The 17,716-nt window shown below is 64.7% G+C and carries 19 protein-coding genes; 12 read left to right on the top strand and 7 right to left on the bottom strand.

Features of this window, described 5'->3' with window-relative positions; translation table 11 throughout:
- Nucleotides 1-23 precede the first annotated feature (23 nt).
- Genes rpiA through gor form a run of 3 tightly spaced genes read left to right on the top strand, consistent with a single transcriptional unit; the run spans nucleotide 24 to nucleotide 2,721 of the window.
- Entirely contained in the window at nucleotides 24-743 is a 720-nt protein-coding gene (rpiA, locus tag ASG57_RS04800; protein WP_024338360.1) for a ribose-5-phosphate isomerase RpiA, read from the top strand.
- The gene (locus ASG57_RS04795; RefSeq protein WP_024338359.1) at nucleotides 740-1,285 is read left to right on the top strand and encodes a DUF2059 domain-containing protein; all 546 of its coding nucleotides are present in this window, start codon (nucleotides 740-742) and stop codon (nucleotides 1,283-1,285) included. Before rpiA ends, ASG57_RS04795 begins: the two co-directional genes overlap by 4 nt.
- A 47-nt stretch (nucleotides 1,286-1,332) precedes the next feature.
- Nucleotides 1,333-2,721, top strand: a complete 1,389-nt coding sequence (gene gor, locus ASG57_RS04790; RefSeq protein ID WP_024338358.1) for a glutathione-disulfide reductase — start codon at nucleotides 1,333-1,335, stop codon at nucleotides 2,719-2,721.
- Nucleotides 2,722-2,724: 3 nt separating this feature from the next.
- On the opposite strand, the gene ASG57_RS04785 is transcribed toward gor, so the two are convergent.
- The 4 genes from ASG57_RS04785 to ASG57_RS04770 all read right to left on the bottom strand — a co-directional run bounded on the left by ASG57_RS04785 (nucleotide 2,725) and on the right by ASG57_RS04770 (nucleotide 6,534).
- Nucleotides 2,725-3,864 (bottom strand): hypothetical protein, encoded by a 1,140-nt coding sequence (locus tag ASG57_RS04785; protein ID WP_024338357.1) that lies wholly within the window; start codon nucleotides 3,862-3,864, stop codon nucleotides 2,725-2,727.
- Between the two features lie 344 nt (nucleotides 3,865-4,208).
- Entirely contained in the window at nucleotides 4,209-4,394 is a 186-nt protein-coding gene (locus ASG57_RS04780) for a hypothetical protein (RefSeq protein WP_024338356.1), read from the bottom strand.
- Between the two features lie 62 nt (nucleotides 4,395-4,456).
- Nucleotides 4,457-5,686 (bottom strand): carboxylate-amine ligase, encoded by a 1,230-nt coding sequence (locus ASG57_RS04775; protein WP_024338355.1) that lies wholly within the window; start codon nucleotides 5,684-5,686, stop codon nucleotides 4,457-4,459.
- Nucleotides 5,687-5,706: 20 nt separating this feature from the next.
- Complete coding sequence (locus ASG57_RS04770) at nucleotides 5,707-6,534, bottom strand: class II glutamine amidotransferase (protein ID WP_024338354.1); 828 nt, start codon at nucleotides 6,532-6,534, stop codon at nucleotides 5,707-5,709.
- Between the two features lie 416 nt (nucleotides 6,535-6,950).
- Between ASG57_RS04770 and ASG57_RS04765 the strand changes: the two genes are divergently transcribed.
- From ASG57_RS04765 to ASG57_RS04745, 5 genes are all read left to right on the top strand, one after another.
- Nucleotides 6,951-7,418, top strand: coding sequence for a tellurite resistance TerB family protein (locus ASG57_RS04765; RefSeq protein WP_024338353.1), 468 nt, complete (start codon nucleotides 6,951-6,953; stop codon nucleotides 7,416-7,418).
- 2 nt (nucleotides 7,419-7,420) lie between these two features.
- Complete coding sequence (locus tag ASG57_RS04760) at nucleotides 7,421-7,780, top strand: hypothetical protein (RefSeq protein ID WP_024338352.1); 360 nt, start codon at nucleotides 7,421-7,423, stop codon at nucleotides 7,778-7,780.
- Nucleotides 7,777-8,415, top strand: a complete 639-nt coding sequence (locus ASG57_RS04755) for a TerC family protein (protein WP_024338351.1) — start codon at nucleotides 7,777-7,779, stop codon at nucleotides 8,413-8,415. Before ASG57_RS04760 ends, ASG57_RS04755 begins: the two co-directional genes overlap by 4 nt.
- Before the next feature lie 31 nt (nucleotides 8,416-8,446).
- Complete coding sequence (locus ASG57_RS04750; protein ID WP_024338350.1) at nucleotides 8,447-9,028, top strand: TIGR00645 family protein; 582 nt, start codon at nucleotides 8,447-8,449, stop codon at nucleotides 9,026-9,028.
- A gap of 203 nt (nucleotides 9,029-9,231) precedes the next feature.
- On the top strand, nucleotides 9,232-9,495 hold the full coding sequence (locus tag ASG57_RS04745; protein WP_024338349.1) for a hypothetical protein: 264 nt from the start codon (nucleotides 9,232-9,234) through the stop codon (nucleotides 9,493-9,495).
- A gap of 7 nt (nucleotides 9,496-9,502) precedes the next feature.
- On the opposite strand, the gene ASG57_RS04740 is transcribed toward ASG57_RS04745, so the two are convergent.
- Nucleotides 9,503-10,399 (bottom strand): alpha/beta hydrolase family protein, encoded by an 897-nt coding sequence (locus ASG57_RS04740; RefSeq protein WP_024338348.1) that lies wholly within the window; start codon nucleotides 10,397-10,399, stop codon nucleotides 9,503-9,505.
- Between the two features lie 179 nt (nucleotides 10,400-10,578).
- On the opposite strand from ASG57_RS04740, the gene ASG57_RS04735 reads away from it, so the two are divergent.
- The 3 genes from ASG57_RS04735 to ASG57_RS04725 are packed head-to-tail and all read left to right on the top strand — an operon-like array spanning nucleotide 10,579 to nucleotide 14,105.
- Nucleotides 10,579-11,967 carry a class II 3-deoxy-7-phosphoheptulonate synthase gene (locus tag ASG57_RS04735; protein ID WP_024338347.1) on the top strand — a complete coding sequence of 463 codons (1,389 nt, stop codon included), beginning with the start codon at nucleotides 10,579-10,581 and terminating at the stop codon, nucleotides 11,965-11,967.
- Nucleotides 11,968-11,971: 4 nt separating this feature from the next.
- Nucleotides 11,972-12,325: a diacylglycerol kinase gene (locus tag ASG57_RS04730; protein WP_024338346.1), complete on the top strand. Its 354-nt coding sequence runs from the start codon at nucleotides 11,972-11,974 to the stop codon at nucleotides 12,323-12,325.
- A 22-nt stretch (nucleotides 12,326-12,347) separates the two neighbouring features.
- Nucleotides 12,348-14,105 (top strand): NAD+ synthase, encoded by a 1,758-nt coding sequence (locus tag ASG57_RS04725; protein WP_057195771.1) that lies wholly within the window; start codon nucleotides 12,348-12,350, stop codon nucleotides 14,103-14,105.
- 226 nt (nucleotides 14,106-14,331) lie between these two features.
- Here the strand turns inward: ASG57_RS04725 and ASG57_RS04720 are convergent, their stop codons facing one another.
- Together ASG57_RS04720 and ASG57_RS04715 are read right to left on the bottom strand one after the other, a co-directional pair.
- Nucleotides 14,332-15,516 carry a DUF2865 domain-containing protein gene (locus ASG57_RS04720; protein WP_024338344.1) on the bottom strand — a complete coding sequence of 395 codons (1,185 nt, stop codon included), beginning with the start codon at nucleotides 15,514-15,516 and terminating at the stop codon, nucleotides 14,332-14,334.
- A gap of 143 nt (nucleotides 15,517-15,659) precedes the next feature.
- Nucleotides 15,660-15,950, bottom strand: a complete 291-nt coding sequence (locus tag ASG57_RS04715; protein ID WP_024338343.1) for a hypothetical protein — start codon at nucleotides 15,948-15,950, stop codon at nucleotides 15,660-15,662.
- Between the two features lie 286 nt (nucleotides 15,951-16,236).
- Between ASG57_RS04715 and cysS the strand changes: the two genes are divergently transcribed.
- A complete protein-coding gene (cysS, locus tag ASG57_RS04710; RefSeq protein WP_024338342.1) occupies nucleotides 16,237-17,619 on the top strand; it encodes a cysteine--tRNA ligase in 1,383 nt (460 codons plus the stop codon).
- Nucleotides 17,620-17,716: the final 97 nt, after the last annotated feature.

The raw sequence follows: 17,716 nt of genomic DNA, 5'->3' as shown, positions 1-17,716 counted from the left end.
CGAATTCAGGGGCGGGCGCAGACGTGAACATGGACCAGTTGAAGCGGCAGGCGGCGGCGCGCGCCCTCGAGGCGGTGCGCGACGGCATGCAGCTCGGGCTCGGCACCGGCTCCACCGCCAAACATTTCGTCGAGCTGCTCGGTGAGCGTGTCGCCGCCGGGCTCAAGGTGGTGGGCGTGCCGACCTCGGAGGCCACGCGCGCTGATGCGGAGCGTTGCGGCGTGCCGCTGACGACGCTGGACGAGATCGACCATCTCGACCTGACGGTCGACGGCGCCGACGAAATCGACGCCGAGCTCAATCTGATCAAGGGCGGCGGCGGCGCGCTTTTGCGCGAGAAGATCGTGGCCGCCGCCTCGGATCGCATGATCGTGATTGCCGACGACAGCAAATGGGTACCGACGCTCGGCAAGTTTCCCCTGCCGGTCGAGGTGATTCCGTTCGGGCTCGGCGCAACCCGCCGGGCGATCGAAAAGGCATTTGCCGAATGCGGCCTTTCCGGGCAAATGGCGGTCCGCAAGGACAAGGACGGCCACGTTTTCGTCACCGATGGTGGCCACTGGATCGTCGATGCCCAGCTCGGAAGTATTGTGGATCCCCCCGGTCTTGCCAAGGCGTTGAGCGCCATCCCCGGGGTGGTCGAGCATGGTTTGTTCATCGGCTTGGCCAGCTCGGCCGTTTTGGCGGGCGGCGAAGGAATTCGCGTGATTGAACGGCGCAAGCCGAAAGGAGACCAGGAATGAAGAACGTGTTGAAACTCTTGCCGGCCGCGACTCTCGCTGTGGGACTGGCCGTCTCGGCCGCCCCGGCCGTCGCCCAGCAGCCGGCCCAGCCCAAGGCTGCCGCCGCCCCGGCCCAGCCGAAGGCGTCGCCGGCCGCGATCGCGGCGGCGAAGGAGATTCTGCAGATGAAGAACGCGACCGCGATGTATGCCGGCGCGGTGCCCGGCGTCGTCGAGAAGACCAAGATCGCGCTGATTCAGCAGAACCTGAATTATCAGAAGGAGCTCAACGAGGTTGCGCCGGTCGTGGCCCAGCAACTCGCCGGCCGCCAGAACGAGATCGGCGAAGGCATGGCGCAGATCTATGCCAGCGAGTTCACCGAGCAGGAGCTGAAGGACCTCGCCACCTTCTACAAGTCGCCGCTGGGCAAGAAGCTGATCGAGGCCGAGCCGCGCGCCATCGGCCTCAGCATGGCCTTCATGAACTCCTGGGCCCAGAACTTCTCCGAGACGGTGATGGGCGCTTTCCGCGCCGAGATGCGCAAGCGTGGCAAGGAGATCTGAGCGCACCTATCTGAAAAGGTCGTTCTTGAAAGGGGTCGGAGTGGACAATGGCTGAATTCGACGTCGACCTCTTCGTCATCGGTGGCGGCTCGGGCGGCGTGCGTGCCGCCCGGATCGCGGCCGGCTACGGCGCCCGCGTGATGATCGCGGAAGAGTATCGCATGGGCGGGACCTGCGTGATCCGCGGCTGCGTGCCGAAGAAGCTGTTCGTGATCGGCTCGCACTTTCGCCAGGAGCTGGAAGACGCCGCGGGCTTCGGCTGGACCGTCCCGCCGGCCAGCTTCGACTGGCCGACGCTGATCGCCAACAAGGACAAGGAGATCGCGCGGCTGGAGGCGGCCTACACGGCCAACGTCGAGAAGTCGGGCGCGCAGATCGTCAAGAGCCGCGCGGTGATCGAGGACAAGCACACCGTCCGCCTGATCGAGAACGACAGGAAGATCACCGCGAAGTACATCCTGATCGCCACCGGCGGCGCGCCCAACCACGGCGCAGCGATTCCCGGCATCGAGCATGTGATCTCCTCCAACGAGGCGTTTCATATCGAGAAGCTGCCGAAACGGATCGTGATCCAGGGCGGCGGCTACATCGCGCTGGAATTCGCCGGCATATTCGCGGGTTTCGGCTCCGACGTCACCGTGATCTATCGCGGCGACAACATCCTTCGCGGGTTCGACGAGGACGTTCGAGTCCATGTCCGCAGCGAGATGGAGAAGCAGGGCATCACCATCCTCACCGGCTGCACCGTGACCAAGGTCGATCGCCACGGCGAGGAATTCACCACGCATCTGTCGAACGGCTCGAGCGTCGCCTCCGATCAGGTGATGTTCGCGATCGGCCGTCATCCCAACGTCGCCAATCTCGGCCTGGAGAATGCCGGCGTCGCCATCAATCCCGCAAACGGCGGTATCGCCGTCGACCATTTCTCCAGAAGCTCGGTCGACAGCATCTACGCGATCGGCGACGTCACCCACCGCTTCAACCTGACGCCGGTGGCGATCCGCGAGGGCCATGCCTTCGCCGACACCGTGTTCGGCAAGCGCGAGGTCAGGGTCGATCACGCCAACATCGCGACCGCGGTGTTCTCGCAGCCGGAAGTCGGCACCGTCGGCCTCACCGAAACCGAGGCGCGCGCGCAATTCAGCCACGTCGACATTTACAAGACGACGTTTCGCCCGATCAAGGCGACGATGTCGGGCCGCGACACCCGCGTGCTGATGAAGCTCGTCGTCGACGGCGCGACCGATCGCGTGCTCGGCTGCCACATCGTCGGCGATGCCGCGGCCGAGATCACGCAAGCGGTCGCGATCGCCGTGAAGATGAAGGCGACCAAGGCCGATTTCGACGCAACGATCGCGCTGCATCCGACCGCGGCCGAAGAGCTCGTCACGATGCGCACGCCGACCGCACGCCACGTGCGTCAGGCGACGGGGTAGCCTTCAGCCGTACAGATATCCGACCGGCTCGCCTTCGGTGCGCAGGGGGCGTAGGTCCCTTTGCGTGATGATCTGGCCGGCGAGGCCGTCGATCTCGTCACGCTGGGTCGGCGTCCAGCTGCGCAGCTCGTTCACGCCCTTGAGCAGGCCGAGCCGCAGGATCTGGGTGTTTTCGCCGACGCCTGCGAGGCTGATGGAATCTTTGCCCGCCGTCACCACGTCGCCGGCGCAAAGTTCGAAGCTCCCGCCGCCCTTCCTCTGAAATTCGGCGGTTCCGCGAATGACGCGGTAGATCACGACCTCGCCCCTGGCGAAGAAGGTCGCGTCCGCGGCGACAGACGTGCTCTTCGGCAGCAGCGACTGACCGCGCGGATCGGTCGCGATGACGTGGCCGGTGACGAGATGGCCGCTCGGAATCTCGATGCCGATATCGCGCACGTGGACCGGCATGGCCGATTTGATCGAACTTTCGCCGAGCGGCTTGTACAGCGCATCCAATGCCAGGGGATCCTGCAGCCAGAAGCCGGCGCCGGCCGGCCGGTCGTGCAGGGGATGGCGCCAAGCCACACGGGGCGTCTCTGCCTCGTCGATCTGGTCCGGACCGACGATGGTCGGGTTCGGAAAGGTTGTCGGGTCGGTGATGAAAGCCTCGAGGAATTTGCCTGAAAAGCCCATCGAGATCGGGTCGGGCACCACCGTCTGCGGCGTCTTCAGATTCTCTTCGGTCGACAATCCCGACCATGTGTAGAACAGCTGGCGGTGCACGATCGCGCTTTGCAGCATCACCGCGCCGGGACCGACATTGTAGAAGCGCCCATCATAGTCGAAGGTGAACGCGCCCGAAGTGACCAGCACGAGCTGAAACCCGCCCGGCGGAAGATGAAGATGGAAATCGGTCGGGCCGGTGTCCGCCCGGTAGATCGGCAGATTGGTCGCGACCTCGTGCAGGAGGAAGGTTTCGTTGTTGGCGTGAAATCCCTCATTGGCGCGATTGTAGAGCGCCTGCGGTCGGTACGTCGCCTCGAACTTCGCATCCCGGTCGCGATCGATCGCAACGAAATCCTGCTCGCTGAGGCGGAGCCGCGCGCCGTTCGGATGGGTGAGGCCGGTGAACTTGAGATCTCCGGCAGCATGCACGTTCATGGCATTCTCCGATCTGAAGCCTCATCCCGGAGCTGGGCGCACGCAACTTGCCGCTCCTTGGTGTGAAGGGCAGGGAATTGGGCCCGATGCCGTCTTGCGAATTCCAGGCCAGTCGGGCGCGGTGCGGCGCGCAGGGTTCGGCGGCTGCACGGGGTTCGCAAATAATCGAGATCGAACCTGAGCTTAACCGGCAGCGGCCGCCCCCCTGCCTGGCCTGAGCGCGCAGCCCGCAACCCGGTTGAGCAACTTGTCTTGTCTAATTTGTCGGCACGTCCGGCAAAGGGCGTGCATCCGTGCAGATCGCGGCGACCGGCAAACGCCGGCGGCTCGGCGCTCGAGGCCGGTCAATCCAACGATTGACGGCGGGCTGGCTCCGGCTTCCCGAACGGGCTCTCGGCCCACTTCGCCATGTCCAACGCGCGGGCGTCGAAGCCTTCGCACCAGAGGCAGCTCGGCTCCGCGCGACCTTCGGTCGTCAGCATCGGGACGAGCGCATGGCCGCAGCCGGTACAGAATGTGATGCGATTCACGCCCTTCTCCACGATCGTCGAATTCAGGAAAGCCACTTTCCTCGCCGAAGCTTGCGCGGGCGCTATGACGGCGCAGGAGCGCTGCGTTGGGCAGGCAGGCTCGTTCCGGAGAGCGTAGATGTAGCGATCCATCGTGACACGGCTGTGATGTCTTCGCCGCTTTCGCGATAGGTCCGGAGCTGGAATTCGGCCGAGCTGCCGCGCTCCACGATGGTCCGGCAATGCTCGACCTCGGCAGCGCAGTTCAGCGCGGCTGCGTCCTCGCCAACGTCGTCGATCACGCGAGTGAGCAGCTCCGAGATCGTCACCGGCCCGGCAGTGGAGGCGAAGATGCAATCGGTGCCGTAGCGCTGGGCCCGCCATTTGTTCTCGACCGCAATCGCGCGCTCGACGGCGGTGACCTCCTTCGACAGATGAGGTCTCAGGTAGAGGTGCCGCGTCAGGCAGCGGTAGAGCGAGGCAATGGCGACGGCGTCGTCGATGAAGGTGCAGGTGTCGGGCGCGCGAAGCTCGAGGGTGGGGTGGCGCATGGAGGGGCGCATCGCCCACCAGATGTGGCTTTCATCGGGAATCACGCCGGAGCGCTGCAGGGCGCCGACATAGTCGTCGAAGTCCTGCTTGCCTTCGAACAATTCGGGCAGGCCGGTGCGCGGCAGCTCGGAATAGGCGGCGAGGCGGTAGCCCTTCAGGCCGGTCTTGTGCGAATTCCAGAACGGCGAGGACGCCGAGAGCGCGATGAAGAGCGGCAGATGCGGCAGCATCGCCCGCATCACCGCCATCCGCTTCTCGGGATCGGGCAGCTGGACGTGCACGTGCATGCCGCACATCATGTTGCGGTGACCGATGCTCCGCAGGTCCTCGATCATCTCCTCGTAGCGCGGCTTCGGACTCGGCTGCGACATGCGCCAGACCGCGGCCGGATGCGTTCCGCAGGCCATGATCACGAAGCCGTACTGCGCAGCGACCCCCGCAACCTCGCGGCGCAGGAAGCGCAGCTCTTCGCGTGCGTCGTTGACGTCGACGTGGACATTGGTCGCGACCTCCAGCTGGGATTGCAGCATCTCCCGCATGGCCTGGCCGCCGGTCGACCAATTCGCCGATTCGAACAGTTCATTGGGAGTCTCGATCGCGACCTCGAAGCTGCGGCGGTCGGCCAGGAAGTATTCCTCCTCGATGCCGAAGGAATATTCGGTGACCTTGCCGCCTCCGCCGGCAGAACGGATCACGACGTGCTGCTTGCCATCGGAGGAATCGAGGCGCAGCCGTTTCAAAACGTCTGAAGCAAATGGCATATCCCCACCCGGCAAAGGCATTACCTGCGGGCGATAATCCTTCTGGTAACAGCGGGTTCCTGCCCGGTGCCACTGCAAATTGTCGCGTCGAACGGAACAATCTTCACGCTTTCCGATGCGCGCGCGATCAGGGCGTGATTTGGCGGTACCTCTGCCCAATCCTCTTCCCTGTCGAACGGCTCGGACACCACCACGACTTGGTCGCCGTCCTCGCGGAAATAGAGCGTGTTCGCGTCGTCGTTGACCGCAACCCTGAAGGCGTAGAGGTCGCGACCGTTGGCAATCGCGCTGGTGAAGCGCAGCCGTTCGCGGAGTTGGCCCTCATTGACGAAGGAGAAGAGGGCTTGAAGCACGCGCCGCGTTGCGCCGAGCGGATCCTCCTCGAGGCCGGCACCCATCATCGCCAGGAACACGGCTTCCGAATCGGTCGTGCCGAGCCGCGACGGATAATAGGCGTCGGGAATCAGCGCCTCGACTTTTCGCCGCAGCCGATTCCAGCTCCCGACGAATCCGTTGTGCATGAACAGCCAGTGTCCGCAGGCAAAGGGATGGCAATTCTGCCGCGTCACCGCCGTGCCGGTGGCCGCGCGCACATGGGCGAAGAACAGGTGCGAGCGCAGATGGCGGCAGAGATAGCGGAGGTTCTCGTCCGACCATGCCGGCCGCGTCTCGCGATAAAGGCCGGGCTCCGGATGCTCGCCATACCAGCCGAGACCAAACCCGTCGCCGTTCGAGCCCGCCGTGGACTGGAGGGAGCGGATGCTTTGCGCCACGAGCGAATGTTCGGGCTCGGTGACGTACGGCTCAAAGGACGTCGTCTCGCCCCGGTATGCGATCCAGCGGCACATGAGAGTTCCTGTCGGGGGACATCGTTACGAGATTGGCCAACGGTTCTCGCACCCTCATGGTTCCCGGCGCTGCCGAGCCGCAGTCGTCGTGCAGAAAGCCAACGGTTCTCTGGCTTCGTCGCGCGTCGCAACGGGCCGGCGTTGCCGCGCGTCCACGATCAATGGAACCGATGCGGCGGCTGGTCGCAGTCTTTTCGCCTTGATTCCTACTGACCTACCTTTATCTCTGTGTGGAACAAGAATCCGGGCCCCTCTGGCGAGGACACCGACAACGTCGGTCAACCTCGTGATGTCGGATGACCTGTCCCGCGCGATTGCGATGGATCGGCCGATCGTCGGGCCTTCTGTGATTTTTCTCCGACAATTTGTCTCCATCGTAGCTCCGCGCGGCCATTTCGCGAGTTAAGGGAGCAACGATGTCTGACGCCAAAACCTCACATCCGGTCGAGATCACGGAGCCGCCCGGCCAGAACGAGCAGGCTGCGGCCGCGCTGGTGATCGTGGGCGCGCTGGTTGCGGTTGCCGACCGGCGCGTGTCGTCCGTGGAGCGGGACGAGGTGATCAGCTTCATCCGGGATCGCAAGCTGGCGCCGCACGTTTCGGACGAACGGCTCTATGCGATGTTCGATGAACTCGCCGAACGGCTCGAGGAGCCCGATTTCGCCAATGTCGTGATCGACACGCTGCGGCCGGTTTCGGATCTGCCGCTCTCGACCCATCTGGTGGAGCTGTCTGAACGCGTTGCTGCAGCGGATGAGGACGTAGATCCCCACGAAATGCAGGCAATCAAATTGTTGCGCTTGCTGACCCTGGTGCTGCCTCGCGCGAAGCCGCTCGTGCCGAGCGCAGCCGGCGCCGAGCCTCAGCCCGCCCTGAAGGAGTAAGCATGAGCGCAGCTCTGGACGAGCGCACGGACACCAAGAGCGCCACCAGCCAGATGGCTGGTGGCGATCCGCGGCTCGACAAGCTCGTCGATCGGCTGCCGCCGCGCATGGGTGACACTGTCACCTATCTTCTCAAACCGTCCAGCCGCTGGTTGAGAATCCCCTCGGGCACGCTGCTGATCGCCGGCGGCGTGCTCTCGATTCTGCCGTTGCTCGGCGTCTGGATGCTGCCGCTCGGCCTCGCGTTGCTGGCGGAAGACGTGCCGTCGCTGCGCTCCTCGCGCGCGAAGGTTCTGGACTGGATCGAGAGGAAGAAGCCGCACTGGCTCGATCCCTCGGCATCGGGGAATGATGAAAAATGACTGAATTCATCACTGCGGAAGCGCTGACCGCGCTGTTTCAAGTCGTCCTGATCGACCTCGTGCTCGCTGGCGACAACGCGGTCGTCATCGGCCTTGCCGCAGCGGGCCTGGCTCCCGATCAGCGCCGCCGCGCCATCATCGTCGGCATCGCCGCCGCCACTGCACTGCGCATCCTCTTCGCCGGCGTTGCGACCCAGCTTCTGCAGGTGATCGGTCTGTTGCTCGCCGGCGGCGTGCTGCTGCTCTGGGTGTGCTGGAAGATGTGGCGCGAGCTGCGTGAGCAGGCTACGCATGCCGAGCAGCTCGCGTTCAGCAATGGCGGCGGAGGGGACGCTGCGCCGGCGCAGCGAAAGACCTTCGGCCAGGCGGCGATGCAGATTATTGCCGCCGACGTCTCGATGTCGCTCGACAACGTGCTGGCGGTCGCGGGCGCCGCGCGCGAGCATCCCTACATCATGGCCTTCGGCCTGTTGCTGTCGGTTGCGCTGATGGGCGTCGCCGCGGACTTGCTTGGCCGCTTGCTCCAGAAGCAGCGCTGGGTTGCCTATGTCGGCCTCGCCATCATCCTTTACGTCGCGTTCGAGATGATCTATCGGGGCACGCTGGAACTCGCACCCGTTATTGCCAGTCTTTGAGGTGCTGCGTGTCAGCAATCCGGAGTGATCAATGACGTCTGAACCCAAAGCACCTTTGGCACAGCCCGTGCCGCCGCGGCTCGGCCTGCTCGCTCAGCTCATATTTGGCTCGCGCTGGCTGCAATTTCCACTTTATATCGGCCTGATCGTAGCTCAGGGCGTCTATGTCCTGCTGTTCCTCAAAGAGCTTTGGCACTTGGTCGCGCACTCGTTCGAGGCCACCGAGCAGCAGATCATGCTGGTCGTGCTCGGACTGATCGACGTCGTCATGATCTCGAACCTTTTGATCATGGTGATCGTCGGCGGCTACGAGACGTTCGTGTCCCGGCTGAACCTGACCGGGCATCCCGACGAGCCGGAATGGCTCAGCCACGTCAACGCCAGCGTGCTCAAGATCAAGCTCGCCATGGCGATCATCGGCATCTCCTCGATCTCGCTGCTCAGGACCTTCATCGAGGCCGGCAATCTCGGCACCGCGCGGGCCAATTTCACCGAGAGCGCCGTGATGTGGCAGGTGCTGATCCACATGACCTTCATCGTCTCGGCCATCGGCATCGCCTGGGTCGATCGTCTCAGCGATAGCGGACATCGACAGGAAGCCGGTCATCACTGACCAATCCGGTCGCCTGAGCACCTCCCGAGCGGCCAATCCTGGGCCCGCCCGACGTCCCTGTCGGGCGGGCTCTTTTTCGAGATCGATAAATTTGTCTGTAATCCGTTCGGCGGAAGCAAACGCTACGGACAGAAAGCGCAGCGCCTTAAACCTGAGCTTTGGAACCGATCTGCATCCTGCCCGCAACAGGGCAGGGCATCAACATGTCAATTCTCAGGGAGATCGTCGCATCAGTCGCGGGAGTCTATGCGCTCCTGTTCGTCTGCGACGCATTGTTCGGGGTCGGCGAGGCACGCTTCGACGACGCCTATTACCGCGCCAGCTTCTACGCGCCGCGGCCGCAGGAATTCCGCTTCGCCGGCGATACGCCGCCGGCAGTCCGCGTCAGCGACGCCTTCGCACAGTTTGCGCCGGGTGAAGCCAAGCCGAACAGGCGCTACTCGTCACTGACCACGATCATCCGCTGACGCAGCCTCATTCCCCCTGGATCCACTCCGCGACGCCGCGCCACAACGTGTCGCGGTGCGCGGGGCGGAAAAAGCCGAAATGGCCGATGGCCTTGGCCCCGACGTCGGATGGCTGCACGGTCAGTACCTCCGGCGTGACCGCCGTGAAGCCGCGGGCGAGCAGTTCGACGGAGGGGCGCGTCGCCCAGGGATCGTCGGAGAAGCACAGCGCCCGCAACTCGCCCTTGAACCTCGCGAAATTCTCCAGCTCCGGCAGTCGTGAATCGAAGAGGTAGCGGGGGCTCGAGACCCACTCGGCCCATTGCAGGAAGACGCCCTTGGGCAGATCCTCACCGATGCCGGCCCAGCCCGGCGCATAGCCGAGCGCGTGGGCGAGCGGTACGCCAATCAGGTTCATGAAGGCGAAAACCCGGTATTTCTCCGGCGCGGTCATCAGCCGCCAGGTCGCCGCCTGCGAGGCCACGAAGGCGGCGCGCGAGATCTCCGTGTTGTTCGCGATCAGCCCGAGCGCCTGGCCGCCGAAGGAGTGGCCGACATAGGCAAGCGGCAGGCTATTATACCGCTCGCGCATCCAGCTGACCGCGGCAGTGACGTCGAGCGCGGCCCAGTCCGACATAGAGGCCTTGAAGCCGACCAGCGATTTCGGTCGGTTGTAGCCGACCATCGCCGGCAGCCGGGAATCGCCGATACCACGATAGTCGTAGGTCAGCACCGCGCAGCCGCGATGGGCGAGATAGGAGGCAAAGCCCCGATAGATCTTGCGCGGCACGGCGGTCGCCGAGTTGATCAGGACGGCGTGGCGCTTGGCCCCGCGCGGCAGGAACAGGGTGCCGGTCAGCGCATAGCCGTCGGTCGCCGGAAAGCTGATCTCGTCGATGAAAACATCGTCCAGGGCCGCGTCCATGGGCGGTCTGTGTCCCCTCGGTTTCTTGCCGCCGCCAACAAATGCGAATTCGGCTTTGCTCGCAAGGGCTTGCGGTGCGAAATGGATTTACAACTGGCGGGCGCCGGTCAGCCTGTGTATAAGGCGGCCCTCGCAACCCACAGATCAGGTTGTACTTTTCGCTTCACGGAGAGAGTGCGATGTCCGAGCGGTGGACGCCCGAGTCCTGGCGCAGCAAGCCGGTGCTCCAGGTGCCCGATTATCCAGATGCCAAGGCCCTGGCCGACGTCGAGGCGCAGCTTGCGACGTTTCCGCCGCTGGTGTTCGCAGGCGAGGCACGCAACCTGAAGAAGGCGCTCGGCCGCGTCGCGGCCGGCGAGGCCTTCCTGCTCCAGGGCGGCGACTGCGCCGAGAGCTTTGCCGAGCATGGCGCCAACAACATCCGCGACTTCTTCCGCGTGCTGCTGCAGATGGCGGTGGTGCTGACGTATGCCGGCGCCGTTCCCGTGGTGAAGGTCGGCCGCGTCGCCGGCCAATTCGCAAAGCCGCGCTCCTCGCCGACCGAGAAGGTGAACGGCGTCGAGCTGCCGAGCTATCGCGGCGACATCGTCAACGACATCGCCTTCACCAAGGAAGCGCGCGTGCCGGATCCGCAGCGCCAGCTGATGGCCTATCGCCAGTCGGCGGCGACACTGAACCTGCTGCGCGCCTTCGCCACCGGCGGCTACGCCAATCTCGGCAGCGTGCACCAATGGATGCTGGGCTTCCTCAAGGATTCTCCGCAATCCCGCCGCTACAAGGAACTTGCCGACCGGATCTCCGACGCGCTGAACTTCATGCGCGCCTGCGGCCTCGATCTCGAGGCGCATCCCGAACTACGCGCCACGGATTTCTACACCAGCCACGAGGCGCTCCTGCTCGGCTACGAGCAGGCCATGACCCGCGTCGATTCCACCACCGGGGACTGGTACGCCACCTCGGGCCACATGCTCTGGATCGGCGACCGCACCCGTCAGCTCGACCACGGCCATGTCGAATATTTCCGCGGCATCAAGAATCCGATCGGGCTGAAGTGCGGCCCCTCGCTCAAGGCCGACGAGCTCCTGAAGCTGATCGACGTGCTCAATCCCGACAATGAGCCGGGCCGGTTGACGCTGATCGGCCGCTTCGGCTCGGACAAGATCGGCGAGCATCTGCCGAGCATGGTCCGTGCCGTGAAGCGCGAGGGCCGCGTGGTGGTCTGGTCGTGCGATCCGATGCACGGCAACACCATCACCTCGACGTCGGGTTACAAGACGCGGCCGTTCGACCGCATCCTGTCCGAGGTGAAGTCGTTCTTCGCGATCCACGCCGCCGAAGGGACCCATGCCGGGGGCGTGCATCTGGAGATGACCGGCCAGGACGTCACTGAGTGTCTCGGCGGCGCCCGCGCGATCACGGACGAGGATCTCAACGACCGCTATCACACGGTCTGCGATCCGCGCCTCAATGCCGAGCAATCCATCGATATGGCCTTCCTGGTCGCGGAACTGCTCAAGCAGGAGCGCGTCGGCAAGGCCCAGCCGATGCCGGCCGCTGCGGGGCTCTAAAACCTTGCTGCGGATCTGGAAGGCCACGATCAATTCCCGGAACGGTCTGGCCTTTGCATTCCAATCGGAGCAGGCCGTCCGCGAGGAGATCTTTGCGCTCCTGTTGTCGGTGCCGCTTGCCTGGTTCATCGGCGCGACGGCGATGCGCACGGTCGAATTGGTCTGTTCGGTCGCGTTCGTGTTGACGGTCGAGCTGCTCAACACCGCGATCGAGAAGCTTGCCGATCGGCTGACGATGGACCACGACAAGCAGATCGGCCGCGTCAAGGACATGGGCTCGGCCGCGGTCGGCGTCGCGCTGTTGATGGCCGGCGCGTTCTGGATCTTTGCGATCGTCGAGCGACTGGGCTTCGTCTGACGGGAATCGAACAGGGGCGGCCATGACCGAACGTCTCGACACATTCGCGGTCACGCTCGCCCAGCTCAATCCGACCATGGGCGATATCGAGGGCAACGCGGCGAAAGTGCGTGCGGCGCGTGCGCGAGCTGCTGCGGACAAGGCCGATCTCGTGCTGTTTCCGGAATTGTTCATCGCCGGCTATCCGCCGGAGGACCTGGTGCAGAAGCCGGCCTTCCAGGCCGCCTGCCGGGCCGCGATCGAGAGCCTCGCGCGCGAGACCGCCGATGGTGGGCCCGCGATGCTGGTCGGCACGCCCTGGCTCGAGGAGGGCAGGCTCTACAATGCCTGCGCATTGCTCGACGGCGGCCGCATTGCGAGCTTGCGATTCAAATGCAACCTGCCGAACTACGGCGTGTTCGACGAGAAGCGGCTGTTCTCGCAAGGCCCTGCCGCCGGTCCGGTCACCGTTCGCGGTGTGCGCATCGGCGTGCCGATCTGCGAGGACATCTGGCTTGAGGAATCCGAGGATTACGAGAACGTGGTCGAGACGCTGGCGGAGACCGGCGCCGAGATCATTGTCGTGCCGAACGGCTCGCCTTACGCACGGGACAAGAACGACGTGCGCCTGTCCGTCGCGGTGGCGCGGGTGACGGAGAGCGGGCTGCCGCTGGTCTATCTCAACCAGGTCTGCGGCCAGGACGAGCTCGTGTTCGACGGTGCATCCTTCGCGCTCAATGGCGATCTCTCGCTTGCGGCGCAACTGCCGGCTTTCGAGGAGAACGTCGTCACCCTGCGCTTCACCAGAAGCGGGGACGACTGGCGCTGCACCGGGCCAATGGCCGAACTGCCGGAGGGCGACAAGGCCGACTACGCCGCCTGCGTGCTGGGCCTGCGCGACTACGTCGTCAAGAACGGCTTTCCCGGCGTGCTGCTCGGCATCTCCGGCGGCATCGATTCCGCACTGTGCGCGGCGATCGCGGTCGATGCGCTCGGCGCCGACCAGGTGCACGGCGTCATGCTGCCTTATCGCTACACCGCACCACACTCGATTGCGGACGCCGGCGAGCTCGCCGGCCATCTCGGCATCCGCTACGAGGTGCTGCCGATCGCGGAGGCCGTGAACGGGTTCGAGACCATCCTGTCCGACATCTTCAAGAATATGCCGCCCGACATCACCGAGGAAAACTTGCAGGCGCGCACCCGCGGTACGCTGCTGATGGCGATCACCAACAAGACCGGCCTGATGGTGGTGACGACGGGCAACAAGTCGGAGATGTCGGTCGGCTATGCCACGCTTTATGGCGACATGAACGGCGGCTTCAACCCGATCAAGGACATCTACAAGACGCAGGTGTTTCGGCTGGCGGCGCTGCGCAACAGCTGGAAGCCGGAAGGCGCGCTCGGGCCGGCGGGCGAGGTGATTCCACCCGATATCATCACGCGCCCACCGAGTGCGGAGCTGCGGGAGAACCAGCGTGATGAGGATTCATTGCCGCCCTATGACGTGCTCGACGCCATCCTTGAACGTCTGGTCGAACGTGAACAGCCGCTGGATCAGATCATCGCCGCCGGCTTCGATCGTGGGGTGGTTACCCGCATCGACCACCTGCTCAACGTCGCCGAATACAAGCGCCGCCAGGCCGCGCCCGGCGTCAAGGTGACCGCCAGGAACTTCGGCCGCGACCGCCGCTATCCCATCACCAACCGTTTTCGCGACAAGGGCGAGGCGCTTGCCGCGCCGGACGAGACGCTGGTCTCGCGCGGGAGCCGGGCGTCGATCGACGCGTTCGAGGGGTAGGCGACGGCTTGACCATAATGGCTGCGAGCGAGATGTGAATTATCGTGCCCTTGCGGGCGAGGGCAGCTCCGCAGCTACAGCAAGCTCATTCGGGTGAGGGGGTTGTCTCCCGATGCTCATCGCATCGGTGAGCACGGACAGAACCCCTCATACGGCGCTTCGCGCCACGTTCTCCCACAAGCGGAGAAGGCAAGAGCCCGACACAGCTCATGCTGTCGAGCAAGACCTACTTCTGCTGCTGCGGCAGGAAGGTCGGGCCGACCGAGCGGATCGGCTTGTTCTCCGAACCCGACGCCGGCGCGCCGGTGTCGGCGGGCGGCGGTGCGGCCGGCGCACTCGCCGTCGTCGGCGCGGGGGTTGCCCCCTTCCTGGCATTCGCAGGCGTGCCCTTGTTGAGCCGCTGCTGCTGCATCTTCCTGGCGCTCTCCTCGGTGACGATGATGTCGCCCTGCTGCTCGGCCGCGGCCTTGTCGTCGGCCGATTTCAGCGCATCCGCCCAGGTCTGTCCCGCCGCCTTGCAGGAGCAGGACGGGTTGAACTCGCTGCGGAATTTGAACGCAGTCGGCAGCGCCGTGTAGGGCTGGCCACCGATGGAGACCGCCGAGTTCATGTCCTCGCCGGGATTGCGATGGGTGTAGAGCACGGCTTCCGCCGCCGGGCACAGCGCCTTGCAGGTCTTCTCGTCGTCGGGAAAGCGTGCCGGCACCGTGGCAAACGAGATCGGGAAATAGGCGCCGTCGCAGGTCCGCACGCAGACGGTGCGGAAGGTGCCGGATTGCGGGCCGAGATCGGACGGCGGCATGGCTTGCGGATTGCCCGCATTGTTGCCGCCGAACAGATTGCTCAGGAAGTTGCCGCCGCCTTGCGGCTGCGCGGCATTGGCATATTGCGGGCCGCAATTGTTCTGCGCCAGTGCCGTCAGCACCGAGCGGCGCTGGCTGTCGCGCTCCGGGCTGAAGCCGCCGCTGCCGGCGCGCAGGCGCTCGAGACTGGCGGTGATCTGGTCCAGATTGGCGCGCATCTGCTGGATCTGACTGTTGACCGGGCCGCACTGCGCCGACTGACCGTTGAACAGGGAGAAGAAGCCGGAGGAATCGCAGCCCATGCGTTTGGCCTGCATGGTGACCCGGTCGAGCTCGGCCTGCTGCTTGGCCTGGGAATCCTGATAGCGGCGGATCTGCTCTTCGCGGGCTGGATCACCGCCGCCGCGATCGAGCGCGGCGAGCTGGCCTTCCAATCGCACGCACATCGGGTTCGGTCCCAGCCCGTTCTGGCCGGGCTGAGGCGGCGGGCCGGGTGGTCCGGCCTGCGCGAAAGCGCCGGTGGCAAGCACGATCGTGCTCAGGAGCACGGTGCAGGCAAGGAGGAAGCGGGCACGGGAGAGAGACAAGAATTCAGGCATATCCGCCATTCTAGCGAGGTCACGGCCCAATGTGACTTTCCACGTGACTCTGAGGGGCCCAAGCGCGTCCTCCCATAGCCGCTTCCTGCGGCATCGTCACGTCGTTTCAAGGGCCAAAGATGGGGCCTAAGGTCCGCCAGCTCCGCGCGAATTCAGCGCTGGCAAGTGATTGCGACATATTCGTCGCAATGGCCATGGGAGCAGTTTGCGCCGGATTTGGGGACGGAGCCGGTAATTTCGTCGGGATCGACCCGGCGGTAGCTTGATGCCTGGGCAAAATCTCGTGATTGGCAATAGGTGCGGGCGGCGGATGCGCCGCACTTGTCGCCCTTGGCGAGGCACTGGTCGAACCGGTCGGCGATGATGAAGAGGCGGGTCTCGGCGGAAGCGCAGGAGATCGCAAGGACGGAAGCGCTGAAAATGAGCGCGAGCAGGGATCGCATGAAAATACCGGGGCAAAAACGAAGGAACTGCGGGTTCCAGAATGGCCTCAAATGGTTAGGGGATCATGAACCATCGGGGTGGGTCCGCGCTTTGCGGAGCCAAAAGCGGCATTTTCGCGGCTCTTGACGCCGGGGCCGGTGGTGGCCCATATGTGACGCATGCACGGTCTCCTCGCCATTTGCGCCATTTGCCGCGAGATTACGAGCTAGCGATTCGCTGGCTGGAGCCGTCTTTTCTCAATCACACTGAGAGCCCTGGACGCCCGGCCGAGAGGGATGGGTTGTCATGGAATTGCGTCTTTACGATACGCTGAGCCGGGAAAAGCGCACCTTCCTGCCGCTCGATGCGAACAACGTCCGCATGTATGTCTGCGGACCGACCGTCTATGACTTCGCCCATATCGGCAACGCGCGGCCGGTGATCGTGTTCGACGTGCTGTTTCGCCTGCTGCGCCACATTTACGGCGAAGCGCATGTCAAATATGTCCGCAACATCACCGACGTCGATGACAAGATCAACGACCGCGCGGCGCGCGATTTCCCCGGCCTGCCGCTGAACGAGGCCATTCGCAAGGTCACCGAGCAGACCGGAAGGCAGTTTCACGCTGACGTCGATGCGCTCGGCTGCTTGCGGCCGACCGTCGAGCCCCGTGCGACCGAGCATATCGGCGAGATGCGCGAGATCATCGAGAGGCTGATCGCCGGCGGCTTTGCCTACGTCGCCGAGGACCACGTGCTGTTCTCGCCGCAGGCGATGAACGCGGCGAATTCCTCGCTGCCGCGCTATGGCGCGCTGTCGAAGCGTTCGCTCGACGAGATGATCGCAGGCGCCCGTGTCGACGTCGCGCCTTACAAGCGGGATGCGACCGACTTCGTGCTGTGGAAGCCGTCGAAACCGGGCGAGCCGTCATGGCCGTCGCCGGCCGGCATCAAGGCCGAGGGCCGTCCGGGCTGGCATGTCGAGTGCTCGGCCATGGCCTGGAAGCATCTCGGCGAGCATTTCGACATCCATGGCGGCGGCATCGATCTCGTGTTCCCGCATCACGAGAACGAGGTCGCGCAGAGTTGCTGCGCCTTCCACCGGGAGCGCATGGCCAATTACTGGATGCATAACGGCTTCCTGCAGGTCGAGAGCGAGAAGATGTCGAAGTCGCTCGGCAACTTCATCACCATCCATGAGCTGCTCGCGGACTGGCCGGGCGAGGTGCTTCGGCTGAACATGCTCAAGACGCACTACCGCTCGCCGATCGACTGGACCATGAAGTCGCTGGAGGAGAGCGCCAAGACGCTCGACGACTGGTACCGCCTCGCAGCCGACGCCGCGCCCGGGAAACCCGCAGCTTCCGTGATCGAGCCGCTGCTCGATGACCTCAATACGCCGCTGGCGATCGCGGCGCTGCACGGCCTGCGCGGCAACGACGTGAGCGCGTTGGCTGGCTCGTTGCGGCTGCTTGGCTTCCTCTCCGAAAGCGCGGCGCAGTGGGAAGGACGAAAGCAGCAGGCGAGCGGGGTCGATGCCAACGAGGTCGAGCGCTTGATTGCGGAGCGGACGGCTGCCCGCAGCCGCAAGGATTTTGGCGAGTCCGACCGTATTCGCGATCTGCTCGCCGCGATGGGCGTTGCGATCAAGGACTCAAAGGAAGGTACGACATGGGAGATCGCACGATGAAGCGGCCCGATACGCCTTTCCCGCGGCACTGGCTCTATTACATCGCGCTGAAGATCGCGCTGCTGGCCGGCGCCGTGGCGCTGGTGCTCAAGCTCTA

Origin of the sequence: Bradyrhizobium sp. Leaf396 (assembly GCF_001424605.1) — a bacterium.
In the GTDB taxonomy this organism is placed as follows: Bacteria; Pseudomonadota; Alphaproteobacteria; order Rhizobiales; family Xanthobacteraceae; genus Bradyrhizobium; species Bradyrhizobium japonicum_C.
Note: the sequence above shows the minus strand (reverse complement) of the source record. Positions and strands in the feature narration are given on the sequence as shown.

Bases quoted from the DNA above. Each gene is read 5' to 3' on its own strand.
- ASG57_RS04765 (WP_024338353.1), top strand. From the start codon at position 6,951: ATGTCTGACGCCAAAACCTCACATCCGGTCGAGATCACGGAGCCGCCC.
- gor (WP_024338358.1), top strand. From the start codon at position 1,333: ATGGCTGAATTCGACGTCGACCTCTTCGTCATCGGTGGCGGCTCGGGC.
- ASG57_RS04725 (WP_057195771.1), top strand. From the start codon at position 12,348: ATGACCGAACGTCTCGACACATTCGCGGTCACGCTCGCCCAGCTCAAT.
- ASG57_RS04715 (WP_024338343.1), bottom strand. From the start codon at position 15,950: ATGCGATCCCTGCTCGCGCTCATTTTCAGCGCTTCCGTCCTTGCGATC.
- ASG57_RS04775 (WP_024338355.1), bottom strand. From the start codon at position 5,686: ATGCCATTTGCTTCAGACGTTTTGAAACGGCTGCGCCTCGATTCCTCC.
- ASG57_RS04745 (WP_024338349.1), top strand. From the start codon at position 9,232: ATGTCAATTCTCAGGGAGATCGTCGCATCAGTCGCGGGAGTCTATGCG.
- ASG57_RS04750 (WP_024338350.1), top strand. From the start codon at position 8,447: ATGACGTCTGAACCCAAAGCACCTTTGGCACAGCCCGTGCCGCCGCGG.
- ASG57_RS04785 (WP_024338357.1), bottom strand. From the start codon at position 3,864: ATGAACGTGCATGCTGCCGGAGATCTCAAGTTCACCGGCCTCACCCAT.
- ASG57_RS04770 (WP_024338354.1), bottom strand. From the start codon at position 6,534: ATGTGCCGCTGGATCGCATACCGGGGCGAGACGACGTCCTTTGAGCCG.
- ASG57_RS04755 (WP_024338351.1), top strand. From the start codon at position 7,777: ATGACTGAATTCATCACTGCGGAAGCGCTGACCGCGCTGTTTCAAGTC.
- cysS (WP_024338342.1), top strand. From the start codon at position 16,237: ATGGAATTGCGTCTTTACGATACGCTGAGCCGGGAAAAGCGCACCTTC.
- ASG57_RS04760 (WP_024338352.1), top strand. From the start codon at position 7,421: ATGAGCGCAGCTCTGGACGAGCGCACGGACACCAAGAGCGCCACCAGC.
- ASG57_RS04735 (WP_024338347.1), top strand. From the start codon at position 10,579: ATGTCCGAGCGGTGGACGCCCGAGTCCTGGCGCAGCAAGCCGGTGCTC.
- ASG57_RS04795 (WP_024338359.1), top strand. From the start codon at position 740: ATGAAGAACGTGTTGAAACTCTTGCCGGCCGCGACTCTCGCTGTGGGA.
- ASG57_RS04740 (WP_024338348.1), bottom strand. From the start codon at position 10,399: ATGGACGCGGCCCTGGACGATGTTTTCATCGACGAGATCAGCTTTCCG.
- ASG57_RS04720 (WP_024338344.1), bottom strand. From the start codon at position 15,516: ATGGCGGATATGCCTGAATTCTTGTCTCTCTCCCGTGCCCGCTTCCTC.